The sequence below is a fragment of the Polaromonas sp. genome (genome assembly GCF_029945685.1).
GTDB lineage: Bacteria > Pseudomonadota > Gammaproteobacteria > Burkholderiales > Burkholderiaceae_C > Polaromonas.
The window spans coordinates 281,571-306,679 of the sequence record NZ_JAQSDA010000006.1; the positions used below are offsets into that span (position 1 = coordinate 281,571).

Below are 25,109 nucleotides of genomic sequence, written 5' to 3' on the forward strand. Positions count from 1 at the left end.
GCCGGCAAACGGCAGTCTCAGTTCAAGGCAACCAAAGCCTCGCCGGCCAGCGTGATTTCGCCTGTCGCCTTCGTCGCGCTGATTTGAACGCGCACGCAGGGTCGGCCTGCATGCTCGAGCTTTTCAACCACCTTGCCACTGCAGCGCACGCGGTCGCCGAGATGGGTCAGGGCCGCGAAGCGCACGCCATAGCTGAGGATCTGGCGCTGCGGCACCCATTCGGTGAGCGCGCGTCCGAGGTAGGCCATCGACAACATGCCGTGCGCGAACACATCCTTCATCCCCGCGCCGTGGGCGAAGTCGATGTCGATGTGGATCGGGTTGTGGTCGCCCGACGCACCGGCGAACAGGGCCAGGGTGGTGCGGCTGATCGGCGGCAGTTCCAGCACGGGCATGTCGTCACCGACATCAATGATTTTTACTTGAACGTTCATGAATATTCCTTCAGGCGTGGCGCACGACGATCACCGAGTGCAGGTCGGAGACATGCTCGCCGAGCTGATTGGTGACCTTCGTGTCGTTGACGACAAACTCGAGCGCGCCGCCCTTCTTGTCGTAGATGTCGGCGACCCGGGTCTGGAAGCGCAGCGTGTCGCCAGCGCACACCGGGGCGTGGTAGTCGAAGCGCTGCTCGCCGTGCAAGACCTTGCGCAGGTCGATCTTGAGCGTGTCGAGCAACTTCATCAACACCCCCGAATCGCTCTCGGCGCCAAAGATGAAGGTCGGCGGCGCCACGACGTTGCGGTAGCCAGCGGCCTTGGCGGCGGTCGCGTCGAGGTGGATCGGATCGGTGGCACCGATCACCTCGGCGAAAAAGCGGATGCGCCCCTTCTCCACATCCCACAGCGTGGGCGGCACCTCGTAACCGATGAATTTCTTGTCAATCATGGGACTCCAGCTCCTGGTTTTCTGCGCCTGTGCTCAGGCGGCCTGGTAAAGCGTGACGACGCAAGCGCCGCCCAGCCCGAGGTTGTGCTGCAAGGCCACACGGGCGCCCTTGACCTGGCGTTTGTCCGCCGTGCCGCGCAACTGGTGCGTCAGCTCGTAGCACTGCGCCAGACCGGTCGCGCCCAGCGGATGCCCTTTCGACAACAGGCCGCCCGACGGGTTGGTCACGACCTTGCCGCCATAGGTGTTGTCGCCGTCCAGCACGAACTTCTCCGCACCGCCCTCCGGACACAGGCCCAGCGCCTCGTAGGTCAGCAGTTCGTTCTGTGCAAAGCAGTCGTGCAGCTCAACCACGTTCACGTCCTGCGGGCCGATGCCGGCTTGCTTATAGACCTTTTGCGCCGCATCGCGCGCCATGTCGAAGCCGACCACGCGCATCATGTCGTGCGACTCGAAGGTGCTGGGGAAATCGGTCGTCATCGCTTGGGCAACCATCGAAACGCGCGTGTCGAGCCCGTGCTTTTTGGCGAAGGCTTCGGAGCAAATCACCGCAGCAGCGGCACCGCAGGTCGGCGGGCAAGCCATCAGGCGGGTCATCACGCCCTCCCACAGCACCGGTGCGTTCATCACGTCATCGACCGAGACCTCCTTGCGGAACAGCGCCAGCGGGTTGTTCGCCGCATGACGGCTGGCCTTGGCGCGAATGCTGGCAAAGGTCTCCAGTTTGGTGCCGTACTTGTCCATGTGCGCCTTGCCGGCACCGCCGAAGTAACGAATAGCCAACGGAATTTCCGGGTGCCCGACGATCTCGGCGGTGGCCCGGTCAAACTCCTCGAACGGCGTCGGCCTGTCCTCGAACTGGGCCTTGATGGCACCGGCGGCCATCTGCTCGAAGCCTAGGGCCAGCACGCACTCGACGGCACCGCTTTCGACCGCCTGGCGCGCCAGAAACAGCGCTGTCGAACCGGTGGAGCAGTTGTTGTTGACGTTGACGATTGGTATGCCGCTCATGCCCACCGGGTAGAGCGCCCGCTGGCCGCAGGTGGAATCGCCATACACATAGCCAACATATGCTTGCTGGATCATGGGGTACTCGACGCGCGCATCGGCCAAGGCTTGGCGCACGGCCTTCTCTCCCATCACGTGATAGGGCTCACTGGCGCCCGGTTTGGTGAACGGGACCATGCCCACACCGGCGACGATGACTTTACGACTCATAACTCTAACTCCTCAGGTTGAAGCGTCGTCTGACGCTGATGAATGGTCGCGCCGCGAGCGGCATGACCTGATAGGTGTCACGGGTGAATGCAGCACGGCCGTCCTGTCCCGATCATGTGGCTACCCATTGGCGCTCGATCTCATGACGCTGTATCTTGCCCGTGCTGCTGCGCGGGAACGCGGCGGCATCGATAAACCGAATGTCCTTGGGAACCTTGTAGCCGGCCAGCTGCGCGCGGCACCACTGCATCAGAGCCTGCGCGTCTGCGGCGGCTCCGGGCTTGAGCGCGACGAAGGCCAAGGGCACTTCTCCCCAGTGCGCGTCACTTCGACGTACCACGGCGGCGTCGAGCACCGCCTCATGCGCGAGCAGTACGCGCTCGATCTCCGCGGGATAGATGTTCTCGCCCCCCGACTTGATCAGGTACTTCGCACGGTCGACGAAATTTAGCGAGCCGTCAGCCTGCCGAACGAACAGGTCGCCCATGTGGAACCAGCCGCCGCGAAAGTCGATCGCATTGACCTCGGGAGCATCCCAGTAGCCCGAGAACAGCGTCGGTCCACGGATCGCCAGTTCACCAGGCACGCCGACAGGCACGTCGCGGTCATCGGCATCGACGAGGCGGATGCGGCAAAAACCCGACTCGCGCTTAGCCAGACTTTCGGGCACGGCGCCTTGCGCCAGCAGAACTCCGGAAGCCGGCGCCAAGCCCGTCTCCGTCGCGCCGAAGCTGTTAAGGTAGGGAGCGCCAATCAGGCGCGTGAGTTCGGCGATCTGCTGCAGCGGTACCAGATCGGCCATCGCACCGACCATGCGAACACTGCGGATGCGCGGCCGGTTGCGCTTCAGACCATCGATGAGCGGCTCTATCATGCCTGGCATCGCCACCAGCCAGCTGATCGGTTCGCGCTCAAGTACCGCGCACAGACCGTCAGCATCGAACCCGTCGTGAATCACCACCTTGCCACCCAACATCAGGGTAGCGAGGCTAAAGTCGGTGGCTGCCATGTGGAACAGCGGCGACCAAGCCAGAAAGTTGCGGTCGGCACCAATGCCGAATTCAGCGGAAAAACACATCGCGCGCGCAACCATCGCGCGGTGGCTGATCACCGCCCCCTTGGGAACGCCGGTGGTGCCGCTCGTGTAGAGAATAACCAGACCCTGTGCGGGATCAACATCGATTTGCGGGTCGCTCTCAGGTGCCGTAGCCAGCAATTCCTCGTAGCGCGCGTCGATGTCGATCACTTGGGGCACGCCATGATCGATGCGCGCGAGCATCGGCGCATGGCGCGCCGACACAAGCACAACGCGCGGCGAAACCAGGCGCACGCAATGCGCCATTTCAGCATCGGCCAAGCGCCAGTTTAGACAGGCCACGATGGCGCCCAGCTTGGCAGCTGCCAACTGGGTTTCGAGGTATTCGCGGCGATTCTCCGACAGCAGTGCCACACGGTCACCCATCGCAACGCCATGCTGAACCAGTACATGAGCCAATCGATTCACGCGCTGATCGAGCGCTTGGTAGCTCAGCGCACCCCGTGCATCCTCGACAGCGATCGATTCGGCACGGATGGCCACCTGCTTGCGTAACAGGTCGGCCACCGTCAATGAATATGCACCGATTCCGTCTCCCATGTACACCGCCTCCAGTTCTGGCACTCCGAGTGAGTACCAGTGACGCATCCTACCTAACGCTTGACAGTTTTACAATACCCCATTAAATTCGCGTAAACCCAAAGAGGTCTCGTCCGCGCAGGCTCGCTTTGGTGCGCGCCGTGGCTCATTGACCCACAACCCAAACACTGATTGGCATCCCAACATGGCCGCCCCTCGCAGTTTTACTCTCTCCGCCGACGACCGCGCCGTGCTCGAAGCCGCCGACAAGTTCGCGCGCAAGGAATTCGTGCCACTCGCGCGCCGCATGGACGACGAGGAATGGTGGCCGCCCGATATTTTCCAAAAAATCGGCACAGCTGGCTTCATGGGGGCCACGGTGCCTGCCGAGCATGGTGGCGCGGGCATGGACCTGTTCAGCTCGGGTCTGATCTGCCAGGCCTTCGCGCGCTGGAACCCCGCCATCGCCTTGTCTTGGGCGGCGCACGATAACCTGTGCGTCAACAACATCTTCCGCAACGCCAACGAGGCGCAGCGCCGCCAATACCTGCCCGGCCTGTGCAACGGCACGAAAATCGGCGCACTCGGCCTGACCGAACCCGGCGCCGGCTCGGATGCGCTGGGCGCCATGCGCACCAGCGCGCACCGTGAGGGCGACCACTACATCCTCAACGGCACCAAGATCTACATCACCAACGGCCCGGTCGCGGACGTGCTGCTGGTCTACGCCAAGACCGCGCCGGAGCTTGGCGCCAAGGGCATCTCGGCCTTCATCGTCGAGAAGGATTTCCCCGGCTTCAAGGTGGCGCAAAAGCTCATCAAGATGGGCTTTCGCGGCAGCCAGACCGGCGAGCTGGTGTTCGACAACTGCCGCGTGCCGGCGGCCAACCTGGTGGGCAAGGAAAACGAAGGCGTCAAGATCGTCATGAGCGGGCTCGATCTGGAGCGCGCCCTGGTGGCCGGCTTGTGCGTGGGCATCTGCGAACGGGCGCTCGAATTGAGCGTCGAGTACGCCAAAACGCGCGTGCAGTTCGGCAAGCCCATCGGCAGCTTCCAGATGGTGCAGGCCATGCTGGCCGAGATGTACACCGAGATCGAAGCCATGAAAACCCTGGTCTGGCGCACCCTGGCCGAGGTCAATGATCTGGAAGTGGGCGGCGGTGGCCGCGGCGATGCGCACAAGCTCACCGCAGCGTCCATCCTCTACGCCGGCGAAGCCTGCAACCGGGTGCTCAATAAGGCCGTGCAAGTGCATGGCGGTAGCGGCTACATCTGGGAGTCCGAGATCAACCGGCTGTTCCGTTGCATCAAGATCCTCGAGATCGGTGCAGGCACATCCGAGGTGCGCAAGATGATCATCGCCGAAGAACTGCTGCGCGGTTGATTCCCAAACCAGCATGGCAAGCGCAGCTGGCCACCACATAAGCAAGGAGACTTTGAAGATGCAACCCCCGTTGACCATCCGCTTTGAACAACGTGGTGCCGTGGCGTGGATCACGCTGAACCGGCCCGATGCGATGAATGCCCTGTCGGAGACAATGTGCGCCGAATTGCGCGATGCGACCGAGCGTTGCGAGCGTGACCCGGCCATCCGCGTCATCGTGCTGACCGGTGCGGGCCGTGCCTTCTGCGCCGGCGCCGACCTCAAAGGCGTGTTCGAGAGCAGCGCTGGCGAACCCGGCCCGAGCGACCCGATGGGCGAGTTTCTCGATCTCGTCGGCGGCATGATGGATAGTCTCCGCGCGTGTCCCAAACCCACCATCGCCGCGCTGAACGGCCTGACGATGGCCGGCGGACTGGAGCTGGCCATGGCCTGCGACCTCATCATCGCCGCCGAAAGTGCCCGCATCGGCGACGCGCATGCCAACTTTGGCGTGTTTCCGGGCGCGGGCGGCGCGGCCATCCTGCCGCGGCGCATCGGCGCCACCGCCGCCAAATACCTGCTGTTCACCGGCGACACCATGCCCGCACGCGAACTGGTTCCGCTGGGCCTGGTGAACCGCGTGGTGCCGGATGCCGAATTGGTGCCCGAGGTCGAAAAACTCGCCTTGCGCATCGCCAGCAAGAGCCCGCTGGTGCTGCGCCGCATGAAGCAGGCCGTGGCCGACGGCCTGGAGCAGCCGCAGGCTTCGGCACTGCGGCTGGAGCGGCTGGTGCTCGACGCGCACCGCCATTCGCACGACATAAAAGAGGGCCTCGCGGCTTTCGTCGGCAAACGCGCGCCCGATTTCAAAGGCTACTAAAACCAACTCCATTCAAGAATGACTACCATGCGTCACACGTTATCCCCCGTTTACATCGCCGGTGTCGGCATGACACCCACCGGTAAATTCCTCGACCGCGACATCAAGCAGCTCACCGCCACCGCAGTGCATGCCGCGCTGGCCGATGCCGGACTGTCCATCAGTGACATCCAGTCGGCGTATTTCTCCAACGCCACCCAGGGCGCGCTCGAAGGCCAGACCATGATCCGCGGCCAAATTGCGTTGCGCACGATGGGCTTCGAGTCCATCCCGATTTTCAACATTGAAAATGCCTGTGCCAGTGCCAGCTCGGCCTTCAACCTGGCAGTGCAGTACGTGCGCTCAGGCGCAGGCGAGATCGCGCTGGCCATTGGTGCCGAGAAGATGTTTTGCGCCGACAAAGCCAGAATGTTCAGCGTCTTCGACGGCGCCTGGGACGTGGCCACGGTCGAGGAGAACAAACGCAGGCTGCTGCAAATGGGGCATGGCATTGAACCGCCCGAAGGTTCCATGTCGAAGGCACCGTACAGCCTGTTCATGGACATTTACGCCGCCTTTGGTCGCTTTCACATGCGCGAGTTCGGCACCACGCAGCGGCAAATTGCTGCAGTGTCGGCCAAGAACCACGGCCACTCCGTGCACAACCCGTTGGCCCAATACCGCAACGCCTACACCATTGACGAGGTACTGGCCGCGCCGCCGATCACCTACCCATTGACGCTGCCCATGTGCGCACCCATCAGCGACGGGGCTGCCGCTGTCGTAGTGTGTTCCGAAGCAGCACTGGCGCGACTGGCAAACCGCGGGCGCGCCATCAAGGTGCTGGCATCGATCATTGCCACGGGCAGCAACCGCCGCCCTGAAGACCTGGATCAACACATCACCGTCAAGGCCGCCAAACAAGCCTACGAACTCGCTGGCGTTGGCCCGCAAGACATTTCGCTAGCCGAAGTTCACGATGCCACCGCCATCGGCGAAATAGTCCAAAGCGAAAACCTGGGCTTTTGCGCATTCGGCGAAGGTGGTCGGCTCGCTGAGCGCGGCGACACCACTATCGGCGGGCGCATCCCCATCAACACATCGGGAGGGTTGGAGTCCAAAGGGCACCCGATCGGTGCCACCGGGCTGGGTCAGTTGCACGAACTGGTCGTGCAGTTGCGCGGCGAAGCGGGGGCTCGCCAGGTGCAAGGGGCCCGCCTTGCCATCGCAGAAAACGGTGGTGGCCTGTTCGGAATTGAAGAGGCCGTGGCCGCCATCACGATCCTCGGGCGTTGAGGGAGCGAAGAATGAACTTACAAGACAAGGTCGCCGTCGTCACCGGTGGCGCATCCGGTTTGGGTCGTGCGGTAGCGGAAACCCTCATCGCTGGCGGCGCACGCGTGGCACTGTTTGACCGCGACGGTGAACGAGGCGCGCAGGCCGCCGCCGAGCTAGGCAGTTCTGCGATGTTCGAGCAGGTCGATGTCACCAGCGAGGCACAGGTACAGGCTGGCATCGACGCAACCTTGGCCCGTTTTGGCGCTATCCACATCTGTATCAACTGCGCCGGCGTGCCAGACGCAGCCAAGACCGTGGCCGATGGAAAACCATTTCCTCTGGCCCTGTGGGACAAGGTGATTGCTGTCAACCTCACCGGCACGTTCAACGTGCTCCGCCTGGCCGCCGTAGCGATGGCGCGCAACGAACCCGAGGACGACGAGCGGGGCGTCATCGTGAACCTGTCGTCTGGCGCCGCACAGGATGGCCAGATGGGACAGGCGGCCTACGCCGCCAGCAAGGCCGGCGTGATCGGCCTCACGCTGCCAGTGGCACGGGACCTGGCCGATCTGGGGATCCGCTGCGTAGCGGTTGCACCGGGCTTGTTCGAAACGCCAATGGTCGCGGGCCTGCCAAAGAAAGTCGCGCAGGCCATCGTTGACCGTATGATTTTGTTCCCCCGCCGCATGGGTCAAGCCAGCGAGCTGGCCCACCTGGTGCGCTCCATCGTCGAGAACCCCTATATCAACGCCACCTGTCTGCACATTGATGCCGGCGCACGCATGAGCGCGCGCTGAACGAAATCAACAACACACCGAGACCAACACCATGAATTTCCTCCCCACCGAAGAACAGCGCATGGCCGTAGAAGGCTTCACTCGCTTCCTAGAAACCGAACTGCGTCCGATTGTCGAACGCTACCAGCCCGACAAGCTGATTGAAAAAGAGTTGATGCTTGAGATCTTCCAGAAGATGCTGCCCTACGGCATGGGCGGCAACGGCATCATTGCCGAGGAACATGGCGGCCTGGGCATGCCCTGGCTCACCTATGCACTGATGTACGAGCAGCTCGCGCGCATCTCCGGCGACGTGGCAATCTCGCTGCTGATTCAGCAGCTCGGCGCCTATTCGCTGGAGGTCTGCCCGAACGTAGCCATGCGCGAGAAGTATTTGCCACGCATGGTACGCGCCGAAATCATTGCCTGTAGCGGTATCAGTGAGCCTGGGGTCGGCTCCAACGTGGCTGAAGTCACCTGCCGTGCCCAGCGCGATGGCGATCACTACATCGTGACCGGTGAAAAAACCTGGATATCCAACGGCCACTATTCCGACTTCTGCATGGTCATCGTTCGCACGTCGAGCGAAGGCGCGGGCGCCATCTCGATGATCCTGGTGGACCGCGCCGAACACGGCTACGAAAGCCGCAACATCGACAAGCTGGGGCTCAACAGCACCTCGACCGCACAACTGTTCTTCGACGGCGCGCGCGTACCGGCTGAGAACATGATGATTGAACCCGGCACCGGCCTGAAGAACACCATGGTGCTGTTCGAGAAGGCGCGTCCCATGGTCGGCATGACTTCAATCGGCATCGCCCAGGCTGCACTCGACAAGGCTGTGGCCTACTCAAAGGAACGCCGCCAGCATGGCAAGCCAATCGGTGGTCATCAATTGATCCAGGGCATGCTGGCCGAGGCGGCCACCGAACTCGACGCCGCGCGATTGCTGGTCTACCGCGCCTTCAACCTGATCGACCACGGCGTGCGCAGCGAGGTGCAAAGCGCCATGGCCAAGTGGTACGCCACCGAGATGGCGGTCAACGTCACGTCGAAGGCATTGCAGATTCACGGTGGCAACGGTATCACCAAGGACTTCGGGGTTGAACTGCTGTTCAGAAACGCCCGCATGATGCCGATTCCCGACGGCACCACCGAAATCCAGAAACTCATCATTGGCCGCGCCCTGACCGGTATCAACGCCTTCTCCTGACCCATGACTTCCAACTCCTCCATTAGCCCGTCCAGCGAAGCTTCGGTTCTGCAGGCGCGTGACATCACCTTGCGCTTTGGCGGTGTCACCGCGCTGGCCGATGTCGGCATCGACGTGCGTGACAACGAGCTGCTGGCCATCATCGGCCCCAACGGCGCGGGCAAGAGCTCGCTAATGAACGTGCTGAGCGGCTTTTACCAGCCGCAAAAAGGCAGCGTGCACTACCGTGGTCAAGACATCAAAGGCCGCGCGGTGCATGAAATCGCGCGCGACGGCGTGGTGCGCACTTTTCAGGGCACCCATTTGTTCTCCAACATGAGCGTGATCGACAACATCCTGGTCGGCCGCTACAGTCAGATGCGATCAAGTATGGCGCAGGCATTTCTCTACTTTCCCTGGACCCAACGCGAAGAAACCCTGCACCGGGAGGCGGTCGAGGAAATCATCGATTTCCTTGAAATCGAAAACATCCGCCACCAGCCGGTGGGTGCGCTCGGCTACGGCCTGCGCAAGCGCGTGGACCTGGGCCGTGCGTTGGCGATGGAACCCAAGGTGCTGCTGATGGATGAGCCAATGGCCGGCATGAACACCGAAGAAAAAGAAGACCTGGCCCGCTTCATCATCGACGTGCGCGAAGCCAAACGCATTCCGGTGGTGCTGGTGGAGCACGACATGGGGGTCGTAATGGATCTGGCCGACCGCGTGGCGGTGCTCGACTTCGGCCGCAAAATCGCCGACGGCACGCCGGCGCAGGTACAAGCCGATCCGGCCGTGATCCAGGCCTACCTGGGAGCTGCGGCATGAACGCGACCCACCCCACCCCGGTATCCGTACCGACCCTGCCACAGAAGTTGCTCGCCCATGCCCAGGAACATCCGCTGCGGCTGGCGCAGCGCGTCAAGCGCAAAGGCGTGTGGCGCTGCTATACGTGGGCCGACGTGTTTGACCGCACGCGCAGCATAGCGCTGGGCGCGGCGGCGCTGGGCCTGCAACGCGGCGAAACCGCGATCGTGATCGGCGAGAACGAACCCGAGCATTACTGGGCGCTGTTCGCGGCCCAGTCACTGGGCGCCAAAACCGTGTCGGTCTACCCTGACGCCACCGTCGACGAACTGCATTACCTGTGCGAGGACTCGCAGGCCCGTTTCATCTTCGCGCAGGATCAGGAGCAGGTCGACAAGGCGCTCTCGCTGCTGGAGCGGCTGCCCGACATCCGGGGCATCGCCTACTGGGACAACTCGGGCATGTGGTCGTACCGGCATCCGCTGCTGCAATCCTTTGATGACTTGACCGCTGAAGGGCGGCGCCAGCACGATCGGCACCCGCAGCGCTTCGAACGCGAAGTCAACGCTGGCCACGCGGACGACCTGGCCCTGCTGACCTACACCTCGGGCACCACCAGCAAGCCCAAGGGCGTGATGATCAGCCACCGCTGGCTGATGGACAACGCGCTGCGCATGAAGAGCGCGTTGCCGCTGCAAGACGGCATGGAATACATGTCCTACACCCCGCTGGCCTGGATCACCGAGCAGTTGCTGGGCGTGACCCTCGGTCTGATCACACCTCTGGTGGTCAGCTTCCCCGAAGGCCCCGACCAGGTCTTACCCAATCTGCGCGAGCTCGCACCGCACATCGTGCTGTTCGGCCCGCGCCAGTGGGAGAACATCGCCGCCACCATCGAGGCGCGCATGCTCGCCGCGAGCTGGCTGGCGCGCGGCATCTACCGCTGGGGCATACGCATCGGCCACGACGTACATGTGGCGCGGCTCGAAGGGCGCACGGCACCTTGGCTGTCGCGCCTGCTGCTGCCGCTGGCCGAAGCGCTGGCGCTGCACCCGGTGCGCGATCAGTTTGGCTTTATTCGCAGCGATGTCGCGGTTTCAGGCGGCACCGCCATGGCACCCGACGTGTTCCGCCTGTTCCACGCCATGGGCGTGCCCTTGCGCAACATCTATGGCTGCTCGGAATTCGGCCTGATTGCCGGCCACCGCGGCAAGCGCTACGACCTCGAAACCGTAGGCCCGCTGCTGGATGTGGACCCGGCCTTCGGCGCGCCGCTGGAATCGCGCATCGAGGACAACGGCGAGCTGCTGCTGCGCGGCGGCACCGGCTTTCTCGGCTACTGGGGCAAGCCCGACAAGACGGCCGCCATCCAGCGCGACGGTTGGTACGTCAGCGGTGACGCCGTGCGCAAGACCGGGCGCGGCGAACTGGTGTACCTCGACCGCGTGGAACACTTGGTCAAACTCGCCAGCGGTCACCCGTATCCCCCGCAGTTCATCGAGACGCGGTTGCGCTTTTCACCCTTCATCAAGGACGTGATGGTACTGGGCGACGCCACCCGGCCCTGGGTTGGCGCGCTGATCAACATCGACATGGCGGTGACCAGCCGCTGGGCCGAGGAGCGGCGCATCGCGTTCTCCACCTTCACCGACCTGTCGCAGCGGCCAGAGGTGCGGCAACTGGTTCAGGGCGAAATCCGGCGCATCAACCAGTTGCTGCCCGAAAGCTCGCGGGTGGTGCGCTTCGCCAATTTCCCGAAAGAACTCGACCCCGACGAAGGCGAACTCACCCGCACACGCAAGCTGCGCCGGGAGTTTCTCGAGGTACGCTACCGCGCACTGATAGACGGCCTGTATGCGGGCGCCACCGATGTCGCCTGCGACATCGCCGTGACCTACCAGGATGGCCGCCAAGGCGTGTTGCACGCAAACGTGGTGGCCACCGACATTGAAGGAACCCACACACCATGATCATCGAATTCATCAACTACACCATCAATGGCGCGCTGCTCGGCCTGCTGTATTCGCTGGTAGCCATGGGCTTTGTCGTCATCTACCGCGCCAGCAAGGTCTTCAACATGGCGATCGGCGAGATGATCGTGCTGGGCGCCTTCCTGCTGTGGTGGGCAATCCAGTCGCGCGGCATGCATCCGGCGCTGGGCATCGCCGTTGCACTGGGCATTTCGGTGCTAATCGGGCTGGCGATTGAACGCCTGTTGTTCAGGCGCCTGATTGGCGAGTCGGTGTTCTCGATGATCATGGTCACCATCGGGCTGCTGATCCTGATGCGCGGACTGGTGCTGGTGATCTGGGGTCCGCAGGAGCGCCAGTTCCCCGCCATCTTTCCCCTCACGCCCATCATCCTGGGCGAGATGATCATCCCGCGCTCGCTCGCCTTCGGCGGTGTCATCGCGGTGCTGGCAGCGGTGGCGCTGCACTGGTTCTTCAACCGCAGCCGCACCGGTCTGGCGATGTCGGCGGTCGCCGAAGACCACCAGATCGCGCTGGCCATGGGCATCAGCGTGCGCCGCTCCATCGCCTTCGCCTGGGCACTGGGCGGCGTGCTGTCGGTCATCACCTCGATGGTCTACCTGAGCGGCAAGTCGCTGACTTTCCTGTCCTCCGAAATCGGCTTCGCCGCCCTGCCGGTGGCGCTGCTGGCCGGGCTCGAATCCATCGGCGGCCTGCTGCTGGCGGGCATCATCGTCGGGGTCGTGCAGGGGCTGACGGCCGCCTACATCGACCCGCTGATCGGCGGCAACGCCGCCGCCGTCGTCCCCTATATCTTCATGCTGGTGGTGCTGGTGGTCCGTCCGACCGGCATGTTCGGCTGGAAACGCATTGAAAGAGTCTGACCCATGGATCCCTCCGGCATTTTTTCCACCAGTTATGCGCGCGACCGCGCACTGATCCGCACGCGCGCCCAGTGGGTCACGCTGGCCCTGTTCATCGGCATTTTATTGCTCTACCCCTGGTTCGCTTCGGAGCGTCTGGTAGCCGTAGCCAACCTGATGCTGGTCACGTCCATCGTGGTGGTCGGGCTGCAGATCACCACCGGCTACGCCGGGCAGATCAACCTGGGCCAGGCCGCCTTCATGGGGGTCGGGGCCTACGCCGCCAGTGTGATCGAGGTCAAGGCCGGGCTACCGTTCTGGGTGGCGGTGCCGGTGGCGGGCCTGGTAGCGGCGCTGGCCGGCTGGCTGTTCGGCATGACGGCGGCGCGCATCAAGGGCTTTTACCTTGCGCTGACCACCATCGCGGCCCAGTTCATCTTTCACTTCATTGTGCTGAATCTGCCCTCAGCCTGGCTCGGCGGCGTCAATGGCTTCAGCCTGGAGCCAGCCCGGCTGGGCACATTTTTGTTCAACACCGACCGCTCGCTGTACTACCTGTTTCTTGTCGTCACCATGGTGATGATATTCGGCGCTTTCGGCATCCTGCGCAGCCGCCACGGGCGCGCCTTCGTCGCCGTGCGCGACGACGATGTGGCCGCCGGCATGATGGGCGTTGACGTGGCCGGCGCCAAGTCGCGCGCCTTTGTGCTCGGCGCTTTTTACGCTGGCATCGGCGGTGCCCTGTGGGCCTACCAGGTGCGCTTCGTCTCGGTCGATCAGTTCACGCTGTTCAACTCGATCTGGTTCATTGCCATGATGATCGTCGGCGGGCTCGGCTCCATCGTCGGGGCACTGATAGGCACCGTGCTCATCCGTGGCGTGCAGGAGGTCATCACCAGTCTGGGCCCCGACCTGGTCGAGCGCATCCCCAGCCTGAGCAGCGACCTGATCTTCGCCAGCATGAATGTGTTTCTCGGCCTCATCATCACGCTGTTCCTGCTGCTTGAACCGAAAGGCCTGATGCATCGCTGGAACATCCTGAAAACCAACTACCGGCTCTGGCCGTTTCACCACTGAGCCCGCCCAGCACAGCGAGTCGCAATCCCCCCGCCCCTTTCCCCCTCACCACCACCACCACAACCTGGAGACATCCATGAAACGCTATACTTTTCTCAAACTTACCACCGCCCTGGCTACCGGCCTGCTACTGAACGCGACCGCCCACGCGCAAACGACGACGATCAACGTGGCCGCCTTTGCCGACTTCGCCGGCCCCTACGCCAACGTCATGCCCCAGATGCAGGGCGGGCGACTCGCCGTGATCGAGTGGTGGAACAAGGAAGTCGGCAGCAAGCTCAACGTGCAGATCGTCGTCAAAACCTTTGACACGCGTTACGACGTGGCGCAAACCGCCAGCCTGTGGCCCGGCATCAAGGCCGAAGTCAAACCCGCGCTCCTGCTCGGCCTCGGCGGCCCGGATGCCGCCGCGCTGCAGCAGCGCCTGCCGGAAGACAAGATCCCCATGCTCATGGCCACCGCCACCTACGGCTTCGGCTGGAAACCCAACCAATGGGCCCTGAACCTGCGCCCCACCTACGCCCATGAGGCGGCCGGATTCCTGGAATGGTTCCGCACCACCAAACTCCAGAGCAAGCGCCCTGTCAAGGTGGCAATCATCACCTCCGAAGCCACACCCGCCTACGCCGACATGGCCAAGGGCCTGCAAAGCTACGCCAAGGCCAACCCCGACAAGGCCACCTTCGTCGAGGCGATCTGGACCGAAGTGCAACCGGCCGACCTGACCCTGGCGGTGCGCCGCCTGGTCAACGCCGGCACCGACGTGATCGTGATCCAGACCAACACCGCCCAGGCTGTGGCCACTAAACGGGCCTTGCAGGCGCTGGGCAAAAACGTCCCAATCATGCTCTCGCTGCACAACGGGGTGGTGGGATCATCCAAGGCACTTGGCGACCCGAACGGCTTTGCCGGTGATTTCGAGGTGGGTGCCATCGCCGATGCCAGCGAAGACGACACGACCGCACGCAAGTTCTACAGCCTGTTGCAGGAAAAGCATGGCCTGAAATCGGGCTGGAATGCAATGACCATCATGGGCATAGGCCAAAGCATCGTGGCCGTGCGCGCGATTGAGGCCACCATCAAGGCCAAGGGACCCGGCAAAGTCACCGGCGAAGCCGTGCGCGAGACCTTGATGAACAGCCAGTTCACCAGCAACGACCTGATGGGCATACTGCCAGGCGTGGACTTCAGCAACGACACTCCCTTCCCCACCGGCACCGCCAAGGTCAACATCGCGACCATGAAGGACGGCAAGGTGGTTCGGGCGGCGGGCGATGTGACCGTGCCAACGGTGCCTAAATGGTGAGTTCAGCCCTTGCTGCGGCACCGGATCAACGTACCGCGCCTCATGCGACCGCCAATCCGGCGGTGCTGACGCTGTCCAACGTCGAGGTGTTGTATGCCGAGGTGATCCTGGCGCTCAAGGGCGTGTCGATGCAGGTCGCCGAAGGCGGCTGCGTGGCGCTGCTGGGCGCCAACGGCGCAGGCAAGAGCACCACCCTCAAGGCCATCTCCGGCGTCATTGACTCGGAAGACGGCCGCGTCTCGGGAGGGGCGATCACCTTCGACGGCCGGCCGATTCAGGGGCACGACCCGGCGACCGTAGTGCGCAGCGGTCTGGTCCATGTGATGGAAGGCCGGCGCGTGCTGCAGCACATGACGGTCGAGCAAAACCTCATCATCGGCGGCCACATGTTTCCATCGGCGCAAGCGATGCGCCGGGCGATGAACAGCGTGTACGAAGCGATTCCGCGCTTGGCCGATCTGCGAAAACGCACTGCCGGCTACCTATCGGGCGGCGAGCAGCAGATGCTGGTGATAGGGCGCGCGATCATGGCCGAGCCGAAACTCATGCTGATCGACGAGCCGTCACTCGGACTGGCGCCACGCATGATCGAGGAAGTCTTCGCCGTGCTGCACCACTTGCGTGAGCAGGGACTGTCGCTGCTCATCGTCGAGCAGAACACACGCGTGGCCCTGGAGATCGCCGACTATGGCTATGTCATGGAGAGCGGCCGCATCGTGCTGGAGGGGCAGGCCCAGGAACTGCGTGACAACGAGGATGTGCGCGAGTTCTATCTCGGCCTCGATCGCGAGGGGGTGCGCAAGAGCTTTCGCGAGGTCAAACACTACAAGCGGCGCAAGCGCTGGCTGGGGTAACAGACGGCTGGCTTGTGGTTTTAGTTCGGTTTCAGGAGTAACGACAAATGAGTGGTCCCTTGCAAGGGTTGAAAGTAATCGAGTTCGGCAGCATCGGCCCCGGACCGTTCTGCGCGATGATGCTGTCCGACATGGGCGCCGACGTGATCCGCCTGGATCGCAAGGCCGACAAGGGCAAAGACCTCGGGGATGGTGCCTTCCTGGCCAGTGGCCGGCGCAGCGTGCTGCACCGCGGTCGGCGTTCGATGGCGGTCGACCTGAAGTCGCCCGAGGACGTGCAGCGAGTCCTGGCACTGGTCGACGGCGTCGACGCGATCATCGAGGGTTTCCGCCCGGGCGTGATGGAGCGGCTGGGTTTGGGCCCGGACGTGCTGCTGGCACGCCACCCACGACTCGTCTACGGGCGCATGACCGGCTGGGGCCAGGATGGCCCGCTCGCGCAGGCCGCTGGGCATGACATCAACTACATTGCGCTGTCGGGCGCGCTCAGCATGATCGGCCGCACGGAAGGCGGACCGGTGGCACCACCGGCGATGGTCGGCGACCTGGGTGGCGGCGGCATGATGCTCGCGTTCGGCATCGTCTGCGCCTTACTTGAAGCGCGCACCTCCGGCCGTGGCCAGGTCGTCGATGCCGCCATCACCGACGGTGCAGCCCTGCTCACCTCCATCGTCTGCGACCTCAAGGCGCTGGGACTCTGGAAGAACGAGCGTCAGGCCAACATGCTGGACGGCGGCTCGCATTTCTATGACACCTATGAGTGCGCGGATGGCAAATGGATATCAATCGCCGCGCTAGAGCCGCAGTTCTATACGCTGCTGCTGGAAAAACTCGCCATCACCGATCCCGAGTTTCAACGACAGCGCGAGCCCGCAGCGTGGCCTGTTCTCAAACGCCAGATCAGCGACATCTTCCGCGCCCAGCCGAGCGCGCACTGGTGTGCGTTGCTGGAGGGGACCGACGTGTGCTTTGCACCGGTGCTGACACTGGAAGAGGCAGCACGCCACCCACACAACAGCGCGCGCGGCACTTTCTTTGAGCGGGACGGTGTGCTTCAACCTTCACCGGCACCGAGGTTCAGCCGGACGGTGACCGATCGCCCAAGCTCCGCACCGTTCATTGGCGAACACGACGACGAACTCTTGTAGCCGAAGAATAACGGGGGGACTTAGGAAACGCGGATTTGTTCGCTGAGTTTGCCAACTATTGAAGGATCTCACGTTACCGACGTGCAGCCCCTAAGGAATCTCTGATCAAGTCCACCGAACACAACCATGAGGCGTTGACGTGATCAAAGGAGCGCAAGCGATGAGCCAGATCAGTTTCGCGGATGCCGAGTACGCAGGCAAGAGGAAGAAGACCCGACGGGAAGTCTTCCTGGAAGAGATGGAATTGGTGGTGCCCTGGAAGGCGCTGCTCAAGCTCATCGAGCCACACTACCCGGTAGCTGGCCGTGGCCGCAGGCCGTATCCAATGGAAGCGATCTTGCGCGTGCACCTGATGCAGAACTGGTTTGCGCTGCGCGACCCGGCGATGGAAGAGGCACTGTATGAAATTGCCTCGCTTCGCACCTTCGCCCGTCTGAGCCTGACACAGGCCATCCCCGACGAGACCACGATCCTGAACTTTCGCCACCTGCTGGAGGACAACGACCTGAACGAGGACATCGTGAAACTGGTCAATGCCCACCTGGCCAGGAAGGGGCCGCCGCTCAAGCTCGGCTCCATCGTGGACGCCACCATCATCGCGGCGCCGAGTTCGACAAAGAACAGCAGCGGCAAACGGGACCCCGAGATGCACCAGACCCAGAAAGGCAACCAGTGGCACTTCGGGATGAAGGCGCACATCGCGGTGGATGCCGACTCGGGCCTGGTGCACACCGTCACGACCACGGCGGCCAACGAGTCGGACGTAGGGCAGATTGCTGATCTGCTGCACGGCAAGGAGGAACAGGTCTGGGCCGACTCGGGCTACCCGGGCGCGGCCAAGCGGGTTGCGCGTGACGATCTGCAATGGCATATCGCCTGCAGACCCAGCGACATTGCGAAGCTGCCTGATGGCAGAGCCAAGGAGCGCATCCAGAAGCAAGAGCACAGGAAGGCCAGCGTGCGCGCGAAGGTGGAACACCCGTTTCGGGTGATAAAGCGTCAGTTCGGCTTGCCCAAGGTGAAATTCAAAGGACTGGCCAAGTGCTGCTTTCCGTATAGCAGGTGCCGACGTTCATTCATGAGTGGCTGGCCGCCAGGCTGGCCAAGGGATCCAGGCTGAGTTGATCTCAGCAGCCGAAGCGGCGCATTGCGAAAGTGGTGCGCCGCCTTCTTTTTTCGCGGTCGGGACGCCCACCGTCGAGGCGGCGGAAGTTGCAGATCACGACCGCTACTTTGTCACTCCAAAGTCGTAAAAATGCCGCCCAACAGGGTGTGCAGGCCCGACACCCTGTGGTACATTCTTTTCATCTTTTAGATCGGTTGCGTCCCGTCTGACGCCTGTGCTTCCTCACCGAAGCGATTGCCCCTAGGGCTTATTTTCCTCATGAGGTATTTCTATGGAGCAACTCAAGCTCTCGAAAGATTTCGCACGCAAGCCGCCGCCTTCGATGGCGGTGTGCTTTCAAAGAACCCCGCGAGGCCGCTTTGTCGGAACACTCTCGGAATCGGACCATGGCTACAGCGGACACATCCTGGCTCCTTTGCATGCTGTGCTCCCCGAGGGCGCAAACCAGGCCAACCTGGGCGTTCTCCACGCCGACAAAGCCAAGGCCCTTGAAATGCTCGCGCTGGCTGTAGCCAAGCAGGCATGGGACGGCTCGGTCGGCTTCGAAGCCACCTGCCTGCAGGACCACCACGAGACCGTGAAGACGGCCTTCGAAACCTGGCTGATTGACTTGGTCTGCCGCATGCGGGCATCTGCCAAGTTCTCACTCTCGACGGAAGTTGATGATCGGCGCGCAATGGCTGCCCGTATCAGATCCGACGTCGCCAGCGAGCGTTCCAACCTACTGCTCGCATCGAGCCTCCAGCGTTCCAACGGGCCAGGGAGAGTGCAATGAGCGCAAGTGCACAACGCAACACAATTGTCCTTGGCCAGCCGGCCGCGGCCTATGACGCGACGCTGATGAAGGCGACCCGCGGCGCACGCTTTGAAGCGGCACTCCGTGCCTTTGCCGAAGGCAAGGGCGAGATCTGGGATTCAAAATATCGGCACGCTTTCGCTGCCGACCTGGTCGCCGACATGCTTCATTTCTGTGATCTGCACGGGTTGAAGTTTGCAGACATCCACGCGATGGGCAGCAACCACCACCGCAACGAGTGCGAAGACGACGCGGACGTCGAGCAATTGGGAGTTATATCCTCGCTTCCGCCAATACCACCCCACTGATGGGGCGCTGGCTCCCGAGTGACAAGCGTCACTCGGGGCCTTTCATTTCACCAAGACCCTTCCATGAAATCGAAGACCCTTTTTTCGCTGGTGCAGGCCGATGTTGAGCCGGCACTGGTCAAGCTGCCAAACGCCCCCGGTGACGCCCTGTGTGTGGGCACCACGCGTTTTGACGGCAACCTGGACATGATCGCCACGATCAACCTCCACGGAAGGCAGCTCAGCCCCGAGCGCCGCAGCACAGTCTACCGGCTGCTGCAGCTGATCGGCGAAGCGGTCGCGCCAGAACAGCGCGAGACGCTTCAAATTGTCCCGATGAAAGATGCTCCTTGCGTCCTGCCCCGGTGATGAAATCCGAAACCCCAAGCCCAGCCCTAACCGGCTGGGCTTTTTTTGTCTGGAGTTTCCGCCTTAACGCTGGAAGTTTTGAAATATACTGAGGGTGCTTAAACGCCGGCAGCTTCCCGTAGAAGCCAGCAACCGAGTAATCGGTTTTCTTCATCTTTTTGATGTTCATATGCCAAAAATCCAAGAGTTAGATCGGATCGTGGTCGAGTTCGCCAGTCTTCTGGGGAGCGGAGATCACTATCCGTTAAGTGCAGAAAGCCAAATGTGGCTTGTATGCGAAACGACCGAGCCAGCTACACCTCCAGTGTGGCGAGCGCTCGGCAACGTCCAATGGGCCTATTCGTTCATGTCCAGCGTCTGCCAAAAAATGGCCGTCGAAGCCGAACTGAAGCAGCGCCTCGTGAACGGCAAAGCCTTGAAGGCGGAGGCATACATCGGCCATTGGCGCCAGGCCATGAAAACGCCCCGGAGCCTCGCCGACCTTTCCGTCTTCGGCATCCAGCTGCTCGGCAGCGTTTCCAAGCCCGTGAAGGGTCTGCTTGAAGAGGCAAAGCGCAGCCCCGAAAAACACGTCGAAGAAGCGATGGAATCACCTTTCGTCACAGAAAGGACCGACGACAAAGTTACCTGGACCGTTCCACTGACCAGCTTGGGGAATCTGAAGGCCTACATGGGCTTCGCCTCGATCTGGCTTTCCAGCGAGATTTACCCTGACCAGGTGAATGAGGTTTTGGTTGGCCCGAGCGGTGCCGGGAACGCAGCAGCATCGGCTGGACTCACCTTCGACTTGTTCGCAGGAATGGAGCTCGCAGCATGAGTTCAGAGATCATTTACCACCAAACCTGCGTGAGGATCCCTGCAGAGTATGCTGGCGCGACCGAGGACCTATTTGTGCATGCAGTGCAGGCGGGAAGCTCCAACTGCTATGAAATCGGCGCACGCGGCGGATGCGGGCGGCGCTCGAGGCGCTGGCAGGCAATCGGCTTCGGGACAGCGACCGATGTATTGACCTGGGGAATCCGCACCGCCGGAGACACGGAAGGCGGCATGCTCAAGATGGGTAACGCTTCGAGCTGGAGCACACCGGAGGCCTACATTCGGAAGGTGCGTTCACTGCTTGCGGCGGCCGCGACAACCGACATTCGCCTCGGTCACTCCTACAAGGGAAAGCGGGTGAGCGTTCGCATCGAATGGCGCGAAATCGTCGAGCCAAATGCTGGCAAGAAAGTCACGGACTACGCCATGAGTCAGTCCGACAGCGTGAAGGCCTTCTGGTCCCGATACATCGCCGAGGAGGGGGCCAAGCGTTCAGCCTGGAACTTCTTCGAAGTCTCGGGGCCTGAACTGCGCTAACAGCCATCCCGCGGGCCGTCTATTTCCTCGCGAAAGAGCGGCTCCGCAGGAGCTATACGCCGGCGGGACCCCTCGGGCCCGACTGCGGCCATTGTGCTGCTTTCGACGTTCATAGCTCCCGTCACCGGTGCGTGTCGAGGGCACTGTTTAACAAAACACAGGAAAAAACTGATGGCACAAGAATCATCGCAATCGCGACATCTTTGGAGCACCGTCGCCGGTGCCGACAAACTCTATAACGTCTTTCTTCGCCCGAAGGCATCTGGATGGGTGGTGGACTATTCCAATGGGAAGCGTGGAGGTATCCCGCAGACTGGCACCAAGACCGCTCAACCGGTGGCCTACGCCGAAGCGTTGAAAATATTTGACGCCCTTGTGCGTTCGAAGATCAAATCCGGCTACGGCGAGATTGACAGCGGCCAGGCCTACACGGCCTCCGAGTTCGCAGGGCGCGCAACCGGGCTTGAGGTCCAGTTGCTCACCGCGATCGACGAGGCCCGTTGCATGGAGCTGGTCGCGGACGACGGATGGGTTGCTCAGATCAAGGAAAACGGCGAGCGGCGCCCTGTCTTCGTAAAGGACGGCGTGGTCACCGGCTCAAACCGATCCGGTCTCCTGGTGGACATCCCCGAGGCCTGGACTGCTGACTTCAGTCAATTCGGGAACGCCGGATTTGACGGCGAGCATGTGGGCGAGAAGTACTTTGTTTTCGACCTCCTCGAGCTGAATGGCGAGGACCTCCGGTCCTTGCCTTTTGCGGCACGGTATCTGCGCCTGACGCAGTTGCTGGAAAACAGGATCATTGGGCGTACGCACATTCGCCTCGTGAAAGCCCACGCGACCAAAGAGCGACTTCTGAACTACGTGCGCCAGCACAACTTGGAAGGCCTGGTGTTCAAGCGCCTTATGGCCCCCTACGGCGCCGGGCGCAGTGAAGACGCTCTGAAGTTCAAGCTGACCGATTCGGTGACCTGCATTGTCGTCAGGCGCAATCAGCAACGATCAGTTGTTGTTGGGCTGCTCAACGGCCAGGGCGTGCTCCGCGAATGTGGGAACGTCACAATCCCGAGCGACTACGCTGTTCCGGACCCCGATGACCTGGTCGAGGTGCGATTTCTCTATTTCACCGGCAAGGCGTTTGAGCAACCTGTCTATCAGGGGAAGCGAACGGACATTCCGCGAGAGGATGCGCGGTTTGGGCAGATCAAGCGAGTGAAGCCGCCGATAAAGGAGCCAGTGGTGATGTACCAGCCGGCTGCATAAAAAACCCTCCCAGCCGCAAGGCATGGGAGGGTTTTTCATTTGCGCCGTAGCGTTCAGTACACGAACAGCTCCGGGTTTGTGATGCGCTGTGCCTCGTAGACCGTAAACATCTCAAGGCGCAGCCTCGCCCCGCTTGTGGCCTGGGCTACCGCAGTGCGAATTTGCAGAAGGTCCAAATTTGTCACCTTCCCAAATTCCCCTGATGTGACGAGCCCCGCCCCGCTGGCCATCATGGTGCCAAACGGGTTGCGGACCGGGCGTCAACCTCTGCGAGGTCCACAAACGCACCTGCACCAAAGTCGAAACATTGGGCATCGCCGTTTTGCAGAACGGACACGATCGGCATGGCCAAACTGCCTATGTCGCGCTCTACCAGCTCGGCGGCGAGTTGCTGCATCGCAGCGGCTTCGACCGTCAAGTCAGGCGACGTGACACGCTTGCTCACATAGTTGCTGTCGTCGGCTGACTCGCGCTCGAAAACCACCATATAGCTCGGCGCATGCGTCACCAGGACCTGGAAGGCTCCCGCTGCCCCACCATCGAAAGCCCGTTGAATGGCAGCGGTCAAATCAGCTATCGGTCCCGCTGCTTTTACTTCAACGCTGATGAAATACTTCATTTTGAAACTCCTAATTGTGGAGAGCACCGGCCCTGACGGGCATCGAAGTGCCCGTCCGGGTGGTTTTTCTTCAGTCGCTTCTCAAATCCCCACCGCCTGTGGCGCTGGTGAATTGAGCTTCGACAACAGTTCGGTCCGAGGAACGGATCCCTTGCCTCATGTCGAAAGCAGACTTTTCTGATTCAGACATATCGTCATAAGCCTTGAACTGCGGCTTGTCTGGATCACTGCCGCCGGCCGCGAGGCTCTCGGCCTCGGTAACGGCGATTTTCGCCAGAGGCGGGCCCTCGTTCGTTCGAGCACAAATTTCAACGGTCAATTGACCACTCTCATCCAGCTCAAGCAGCACGGCGTGCGCGCCGACGTTGATCCAGCCTTCGCGGACTTGCGCATCATCACTCGCTTCGAGCCTGACGATGTCGGCTTCCTCGATTGTGAAAAAACTGTGTTTTGACATTTCCCGATCTTTCAGAATATGAACGGGCACCTGACCCATATGGGCAGCTCGTGCCCGTCCGGGGTGGTATTTGGTTTGAGCCTGTGGAGAGGCCAAACGACTCAGGCACTATGACGCAGTGCAAGCGTGGTAACACTACTATTCTAGTACGTTACCTGGAACATGCAGCCCTTTTGTTCCCGGAAGCGTAACCGCGCCGTTTCGGCACGCTTATGCTTCATCGGCCGGGACAGTTATGCTTCCAGTTGGCCTACGTAATACGGCAAAAAACGGCACTGTTATGCTGCTAGCGACACCAATGTTCAGGGAGCCAGAGACTCGGAATCCTGAGCAAAATGCCGGTTCCGCACCCACCTGCGGCCGGCCGCATCGAGTGATAGCGAAACCGCGCCAATCAATAGGCCCCGCTCCGCCGCAGCCTGGCCACCAGCGTCCTTTGGCCACAATCGCCGCCGCCGGCCGGCGAAAAGTCCCTCAAGCAGCTGAGCGTTGATCGCGCTGACCACTTCGCTCACAGGTAGCCTGCCGGCACCGGCAGGCTTGCGGCGCGGTGGCCGGGCCGGCGCTTCGAAGTGCTTTCGAAGGCTCGTTCGATCGTGGCGCGGCGCAACGCGAGCTTTTCCAAAAGGGGCAGATCCGCCTGGGCTACATGAAATCGCCGGATGCCGAGCACCTTGCCCACCAGTTGGTAGACCTCCTTGCGCGTGGGCGAAATCTTGCCACGCCATAGGCGGTCCATCCATCGGTGAGTGTTGAGCCGCTCTGCTCGCAGTTCTGGCCCAACCATCGTACCCAATGCGAGAGTGGTGCCGGGATGAACACCCACATAGCTGTTACAGCCAGGGTAGGCCTCACAGAGCCAAGCAGGTACATTATTTGGACCCTTCTCGGCCAGGATACCTACTCCGCCGCAGGTGACGCAAGTCACCGGCCGTGGCCGCTTTTGCCGCCGCTTCGCCCTGAAGGTTTCCAATTCGACCACTACGCGCCCTCGGGCTCCGCCATTTCTTCCAGTTCTGAGACGATCAGTTCCTGCAATACGAATTCGTGTTCGGTCGGCACCAGGACTACCGGCATTTCCCCACTCATCACCCATGGCCACCAGATCCTCACGTCGGCTGCGCTGATGCCGACAGGCAGCAGTGCCGCTGCGCGTGGCAGCAGGCCGTCACCGGCCGCCAGAGAGGCGTCCCGGAGAACAACGATCTGGCCGGTAGGGCGAATCTGGGCCAAGGTTTCGTCCGAGGGCAGACTGCTCAATATCGTGGCAGATTCGAAGGTCCTGCGCAGCCAATCAGGCTGGGCCTGGCGGATTTCTGCCCATTGCCCGCCGTCGAGTTTGGTTCCCACAGAGCATTCGTCGGTGATGGCAGACCAGCAAAGGCCCGTCATGAATTCCAGCTGCAGGTTGAGTTGCCGAGTGAGTTCACCGTTTTCAGCAACCAAGCCTCCCATCCGCACCTTGGAATAGGTAGTCTCGATCACTCGCTGATTTGCGGCAAGACGTGCGCCGACCATTCTCAGGCGCGCCACTCCCTCATTGAAGTCGATCACTGCCGGCGAAAACGGATTGCTGAACTCGGAAAAATCTTGGGTCACAAGCATGCGCCTATTGGTGAGTTTTGCCC

At 62.0% G+C, this 25,109-nt stretch carries 26 protein-coding genes and 1 pseudogene; 19 read left to right on the forward strand and 8 right to left on the reverse strand.

All coding sequences use genetic code 11. The features are described from left to right. Nucleotides 1-17 precede the first annotated feature (17 nt). The 4 genes from PSV26_RS03820 to PSV26_RS03835 form a co-directional block, all read right to left on the reverse strand. Complete coding sequence (locus PSV26_RS03820; RefSeq protein ID WP_096670233.1) at nt 18-434, reverse strand: MaoC family dehydratase; 417 nt, start codon at nt 432-434, stop codon at nt 18-20. A 10-nt stretch (nt 435-444) separates the two neighbouring features. Next, a complete protein-coding gene (locus PSV26_RS03825; protein WP_096699520.1) occupies nt 445-888 on the reverse strand; it encodes a MaoC family dehydratase N-terminal domain-containing protein in 444 nt (147 codons plus the stop codon). Nucleotides 889-921: 33 nt separating this feature from the next. Beyond that, nucleotides 922-2,106, reverse strand: coding sequence for a lipid-transfer protein (locus PSV26_RS03830; RefSeq protein ID WP_300567959.1), 1,185 nt, complete (start codon nt 2,104-2,106; stop codon nt 922-924). A 112-nt stretch (nt 2,107-2,218) separates the two neighbouring features. Further along, nucleotides 2,219-3,742 carry an AMP-binding protein gene (locus PSV26_RS03835; protein WP_300567962.1) on the reverse strand — a complete coding sequence of 508 codons (1,524 nt, stop codon included), beginning with the start codon at nt 3,740-3,742 and terminating at the stop codon, nt 2,219-2,221. Nucleotides 3,743-3,926: 184 nt separating this feature from the next. Here PSV26_RS03835 and PSV26_RS03840 point away from each other — a divergent pair, with 184 nt between their 5' ends. The 19 genes and pseudogenes from PSV26_RS03840 (at nt 3,927) to PSV26_RS03930 (ending at nt 22,405) form a co-directional block, all read left to right on the forward strand. Next, on the forward strand, nt 3,927-5,105 hold the full coding sequence (locus PSV26_RS03840; protein WP_300567964.1) for an acyl-CoA dehydrogenase family protein: 1,179 nt from the start codon (nt 3,927-3,929) through the stop codon (nt 5,103-5,105). Between the two features lie 58 nt (nt 5,106-5,163). Beyond that, on the forward strand, nt 5,164-5,964 hold the full coding sequence (locus tag PSV26_RS03845) for an enoyl-CoA hydratase/isomerase family protein (RefSeq protein WP_300567967.1): 801 nt from the start codon (nt 5,164-5,166) through the stop codon (nt 5,962-5,964). Between the two features lie 27 nt (nt 5,965-5,991). After that, nucleotides 5,992-7,239: a thiolase family protein gene (locus tag PSV26_RS03850; RefSeq protein ID WP_300567969.1), complete on the forward strand. Its 1,248-nt coding sequence runs from the start codon at nt 5,992-5,994 to the stop codon at nt 7,237-7,239. 11 nt (nt 7,240-7,250) lie between these two features. Continuing rightward, entirely contained in the window at nt 7,251-8,018 is a 768-nt protein-coding gene (locus PSV26_RS03855; protein ID WP_300567972.1) for an SDR family NAD(P)-dependent oxidoreductase, read from the forward strand. A gap of 31 nt (nt 8,019-8,049) precedes the next feature. Then, complete coding sequence (locus PSV26_RS03860; RefSeq protein WP_300567975.1) at nt 8,050-9,210, forward strand: acyl-CoA dehydrogenase family protein; 1,161 nt, start codon at nt 8,050-8,052, stop codon at nt 9,208-9,210. Between the two features lie 3 nt (nt 9,211-9,213). Continuing rightward, nucleotides 9,214-10,014: an ABC transporter ATP-binding protein gene (locus tag PSV26_RS03865; RefSeq protein ID WP_300567978.1), complete on the forward strand. Its 801-nt coding sequence runs from the start codon at nt 9,214-9,216 to the stop codon at nt 10,012-10,014. Continuing rightward, nucleotides 10,011-11,963 (forward strand): AMP-binding protein, encoded by a 1,953-nt coding sequence (locus tag PSV26_RS03870; RefSeq protein WP_300567981.1) that lies wholly within the window; start codon nt 10,011-10,013, stop codon nt 11,961-11,963. The genes PSV26_RS03865 and PSV26_RS03870 overlap by 4 nt, the downstream gene beginning before the upstream one ends. Further along, nucleotides 11,960-12,847 carry a branched-chain amino acid ABC transporter permease gene (locus PSV26_RS03875; protein WP_176491401.1) on the forward strand — a complete coding sequence of 296 codons (888 nt, stop codon included), beginning with the start codon at nt 11,960-11,962 and terminating at the stop codon, nt 12,845-12,847. Before PSV26_RS03870 ends, PSV26_RS03875 begins: the two co-directional genes overlap by 4 nt. A gap of 3 nt (nt 12,848-12,850) precedes the next feature. Further along, complete coding sequence (locus PSV26_RS03880; RefSeq protein WP_300567984.1) at nt 12,851-13,903, forward strand: branched-chain amino acid ABC transporter permease; 1,053 nt, start codon at nt 12,851-12,853, stop codon at nt 13,901-13,903. Between the two features lie 76 nt (nt 13,904-13,979). Continuing rightward, nucleotides 13,980-15,209, forward strand: coding sequence for an ABC transporter substrate-binding protein (locus tag PSV26_RS03885; protein WP_300567987.1), 1,230 nt, complete (start codon nt 13,980-13,982; stop codon nt 15,207-15,209). Then, nucleotides 15,203-16,063 carry an ABC transporter ATP-binding protein gene (locus tag PSV26_RS03890; protein WP_300567990.1) on the forward strand — a complete coding sequence of 287 codons (861 nt, stop codon included), beginning with the start codon at nt 15,203-15,205 and terminating at the stop codon, nt 16,061-16,063. The genes PSV26_RS03885 and PSV26_RS03890 overlap by 7 nt, the downstream gene beginning before the upstream one ends. Nucleotides 16,064-16,110: 47 nt before the next feature. Beyond that, nucleotides 16,111-17,211 carry a CaiB/BaiF CoA-transferase family protein gene (locus PSV26_RS03895; protein WP_300567993.1) on the forward strand — a complete coding sequence of 367 codons (1,101 nt, stop codon included), beginning with the start codon at nt 16,111-16,113 and terminating at the stop codon, nt 17,209-17,211. 160 nt (nt 17,212-17,371) lie between these two features. After that, nucleotides 17,372-18,253, forward strand: a pseudogene (locus PSV26_RS03900) (IS5 family transposase); the annotation flags it as partial. Between the two features lie 355 nt (nt 18,254-18,608). After that, complete coding sequence (locus tag PSV26_RS03905; protein WP_300567996.1) at nt 18,609-19,112, forward strand: hypothetical protein; 504 nt, start codon at nt 18,609-18,611, stop codon at nt 19,110-19,112. Further along, nucleotides 19,109-19,441, forward strand: a complete 333-nt coding sequence (locus PSV26_RS03910; RefSeq protein ID WP_300567999.1) for a hypothetical protein — start codon at nt 19,109-19,111, stop codon at nt 19,439-19,441. Before PSV26_RS03905 ends, PSV26_RS03910 begins: the two co-directional genes overlap by 4 nt. Before the next feature lie 63 nt (nt 19,442-19,504). After that, nucleotides 19,505-19,789: a hypothetical protein gene (locus PSV26_RS03915; protein ID WP_300568001.1), complete on the forward strand. Its 285-nt coding sequence runs from the start codon at nt 19,505-19,507 to the stop codon at nt 19,787-19,789. Nucleotides 19,790-19,958: 169 nt separating this feature from the next. Continuing rightward, nucleotides 19,959-20,606, forward strand: coding sequence for a hypothetical protein (locus PSV26_RS03920; RefSeq protein ID WP_300568004.1), 648 nt, complete (start codon nt 19,959-19,961; stop codon nt 20,604-20,606). After that, on the forward strand, nt 20,603-21,142 hold the full coding sequence (locus PSV26_RS03925; protein ID WP_300568006.1) for a hypothetical protein: 540 nt from the start codon (nt 20,603-20,605) through the stop codon (nt 21,140-21,142). Before PSV26_RS03920 ends, PSV26_RS03925 begins: the two co-directional genes overlap by 4 nt. A gap of 171 nt (nt 21,143-21,313) precedes the next feature. Then, nucleotides 21,314-22,405 carry a hypothetical protein gene (locus PSV26_RS03930; RefSeq protein ID WP_300568009.1) on the forward strand — a complete coding sequence of 364 codons (1,092 nt, stop codon included), beginning with the start codon at nt 21,314-21,316 and terminating at the stop codon, nt 22,403-22,405. A 229-nt stretch (nt 22,406-22,634) separates the two neighbouring features. Here PSV26_RS03930 and PSV26_RS03935 read toward each other — a convergent pair whose 3' ends face one another. From PSV26_RS03935 to PSV26_RS03950, 4 genes are all read right to left on the reverse strand, one after another. Further along, nucleotides 22,635-23,024: a hypothetical protein gene (locus PSV26_RS03935; protein WP_300568012.1), complete on the reverse strand. Its 390-nt coding sequence runs from the start codon at nt 23,022-23,024 to the stop codon at nt 22,635-22,637. Nucleotides 23,025-23,094: 70 nt separating this feature from the next. Continuing rightward, a complete protein-coding gene (locus PSV26_RS03940) occupies nt 23,095-23,481 on the reverse strand; it encodes a hypothetical protein (RefSeq protein ID WP_300568015.1) in 387 nt (128 codons plus the stop codon). 511 nt (nt 23,482-23,992) lie between these two features. Next, nucleotides 23,993-24,577: a zinc-finger-containing protein gene (locus tag PSV26_RS03945; RefSeq protein ID WP_300568016.1), complete on the reverse strand. Its 585-nt coding sequence runs from the start codon at nt 24,575-24,577 to the stop codon at nt 23,993-23,995. Then, the gene (locus PSV26_RS03950) at nt 24,463-25,086 is read right to left on the reverse strand and encodes a hypothetical protein (RefSeq protein ID WP_300568019.1); all 624 of its coding nucleotides are present in this window, start codon (nt 25,084-25,086) and stop codon (nt 24,463-24,465) included. Before PSV26_RS03950 ends, PSV26_RS03945 begins: the two co-directional genes overlap by 115 nt. Nucleotides 25,087-25,109: the final 23 nt, after the last annotated feature.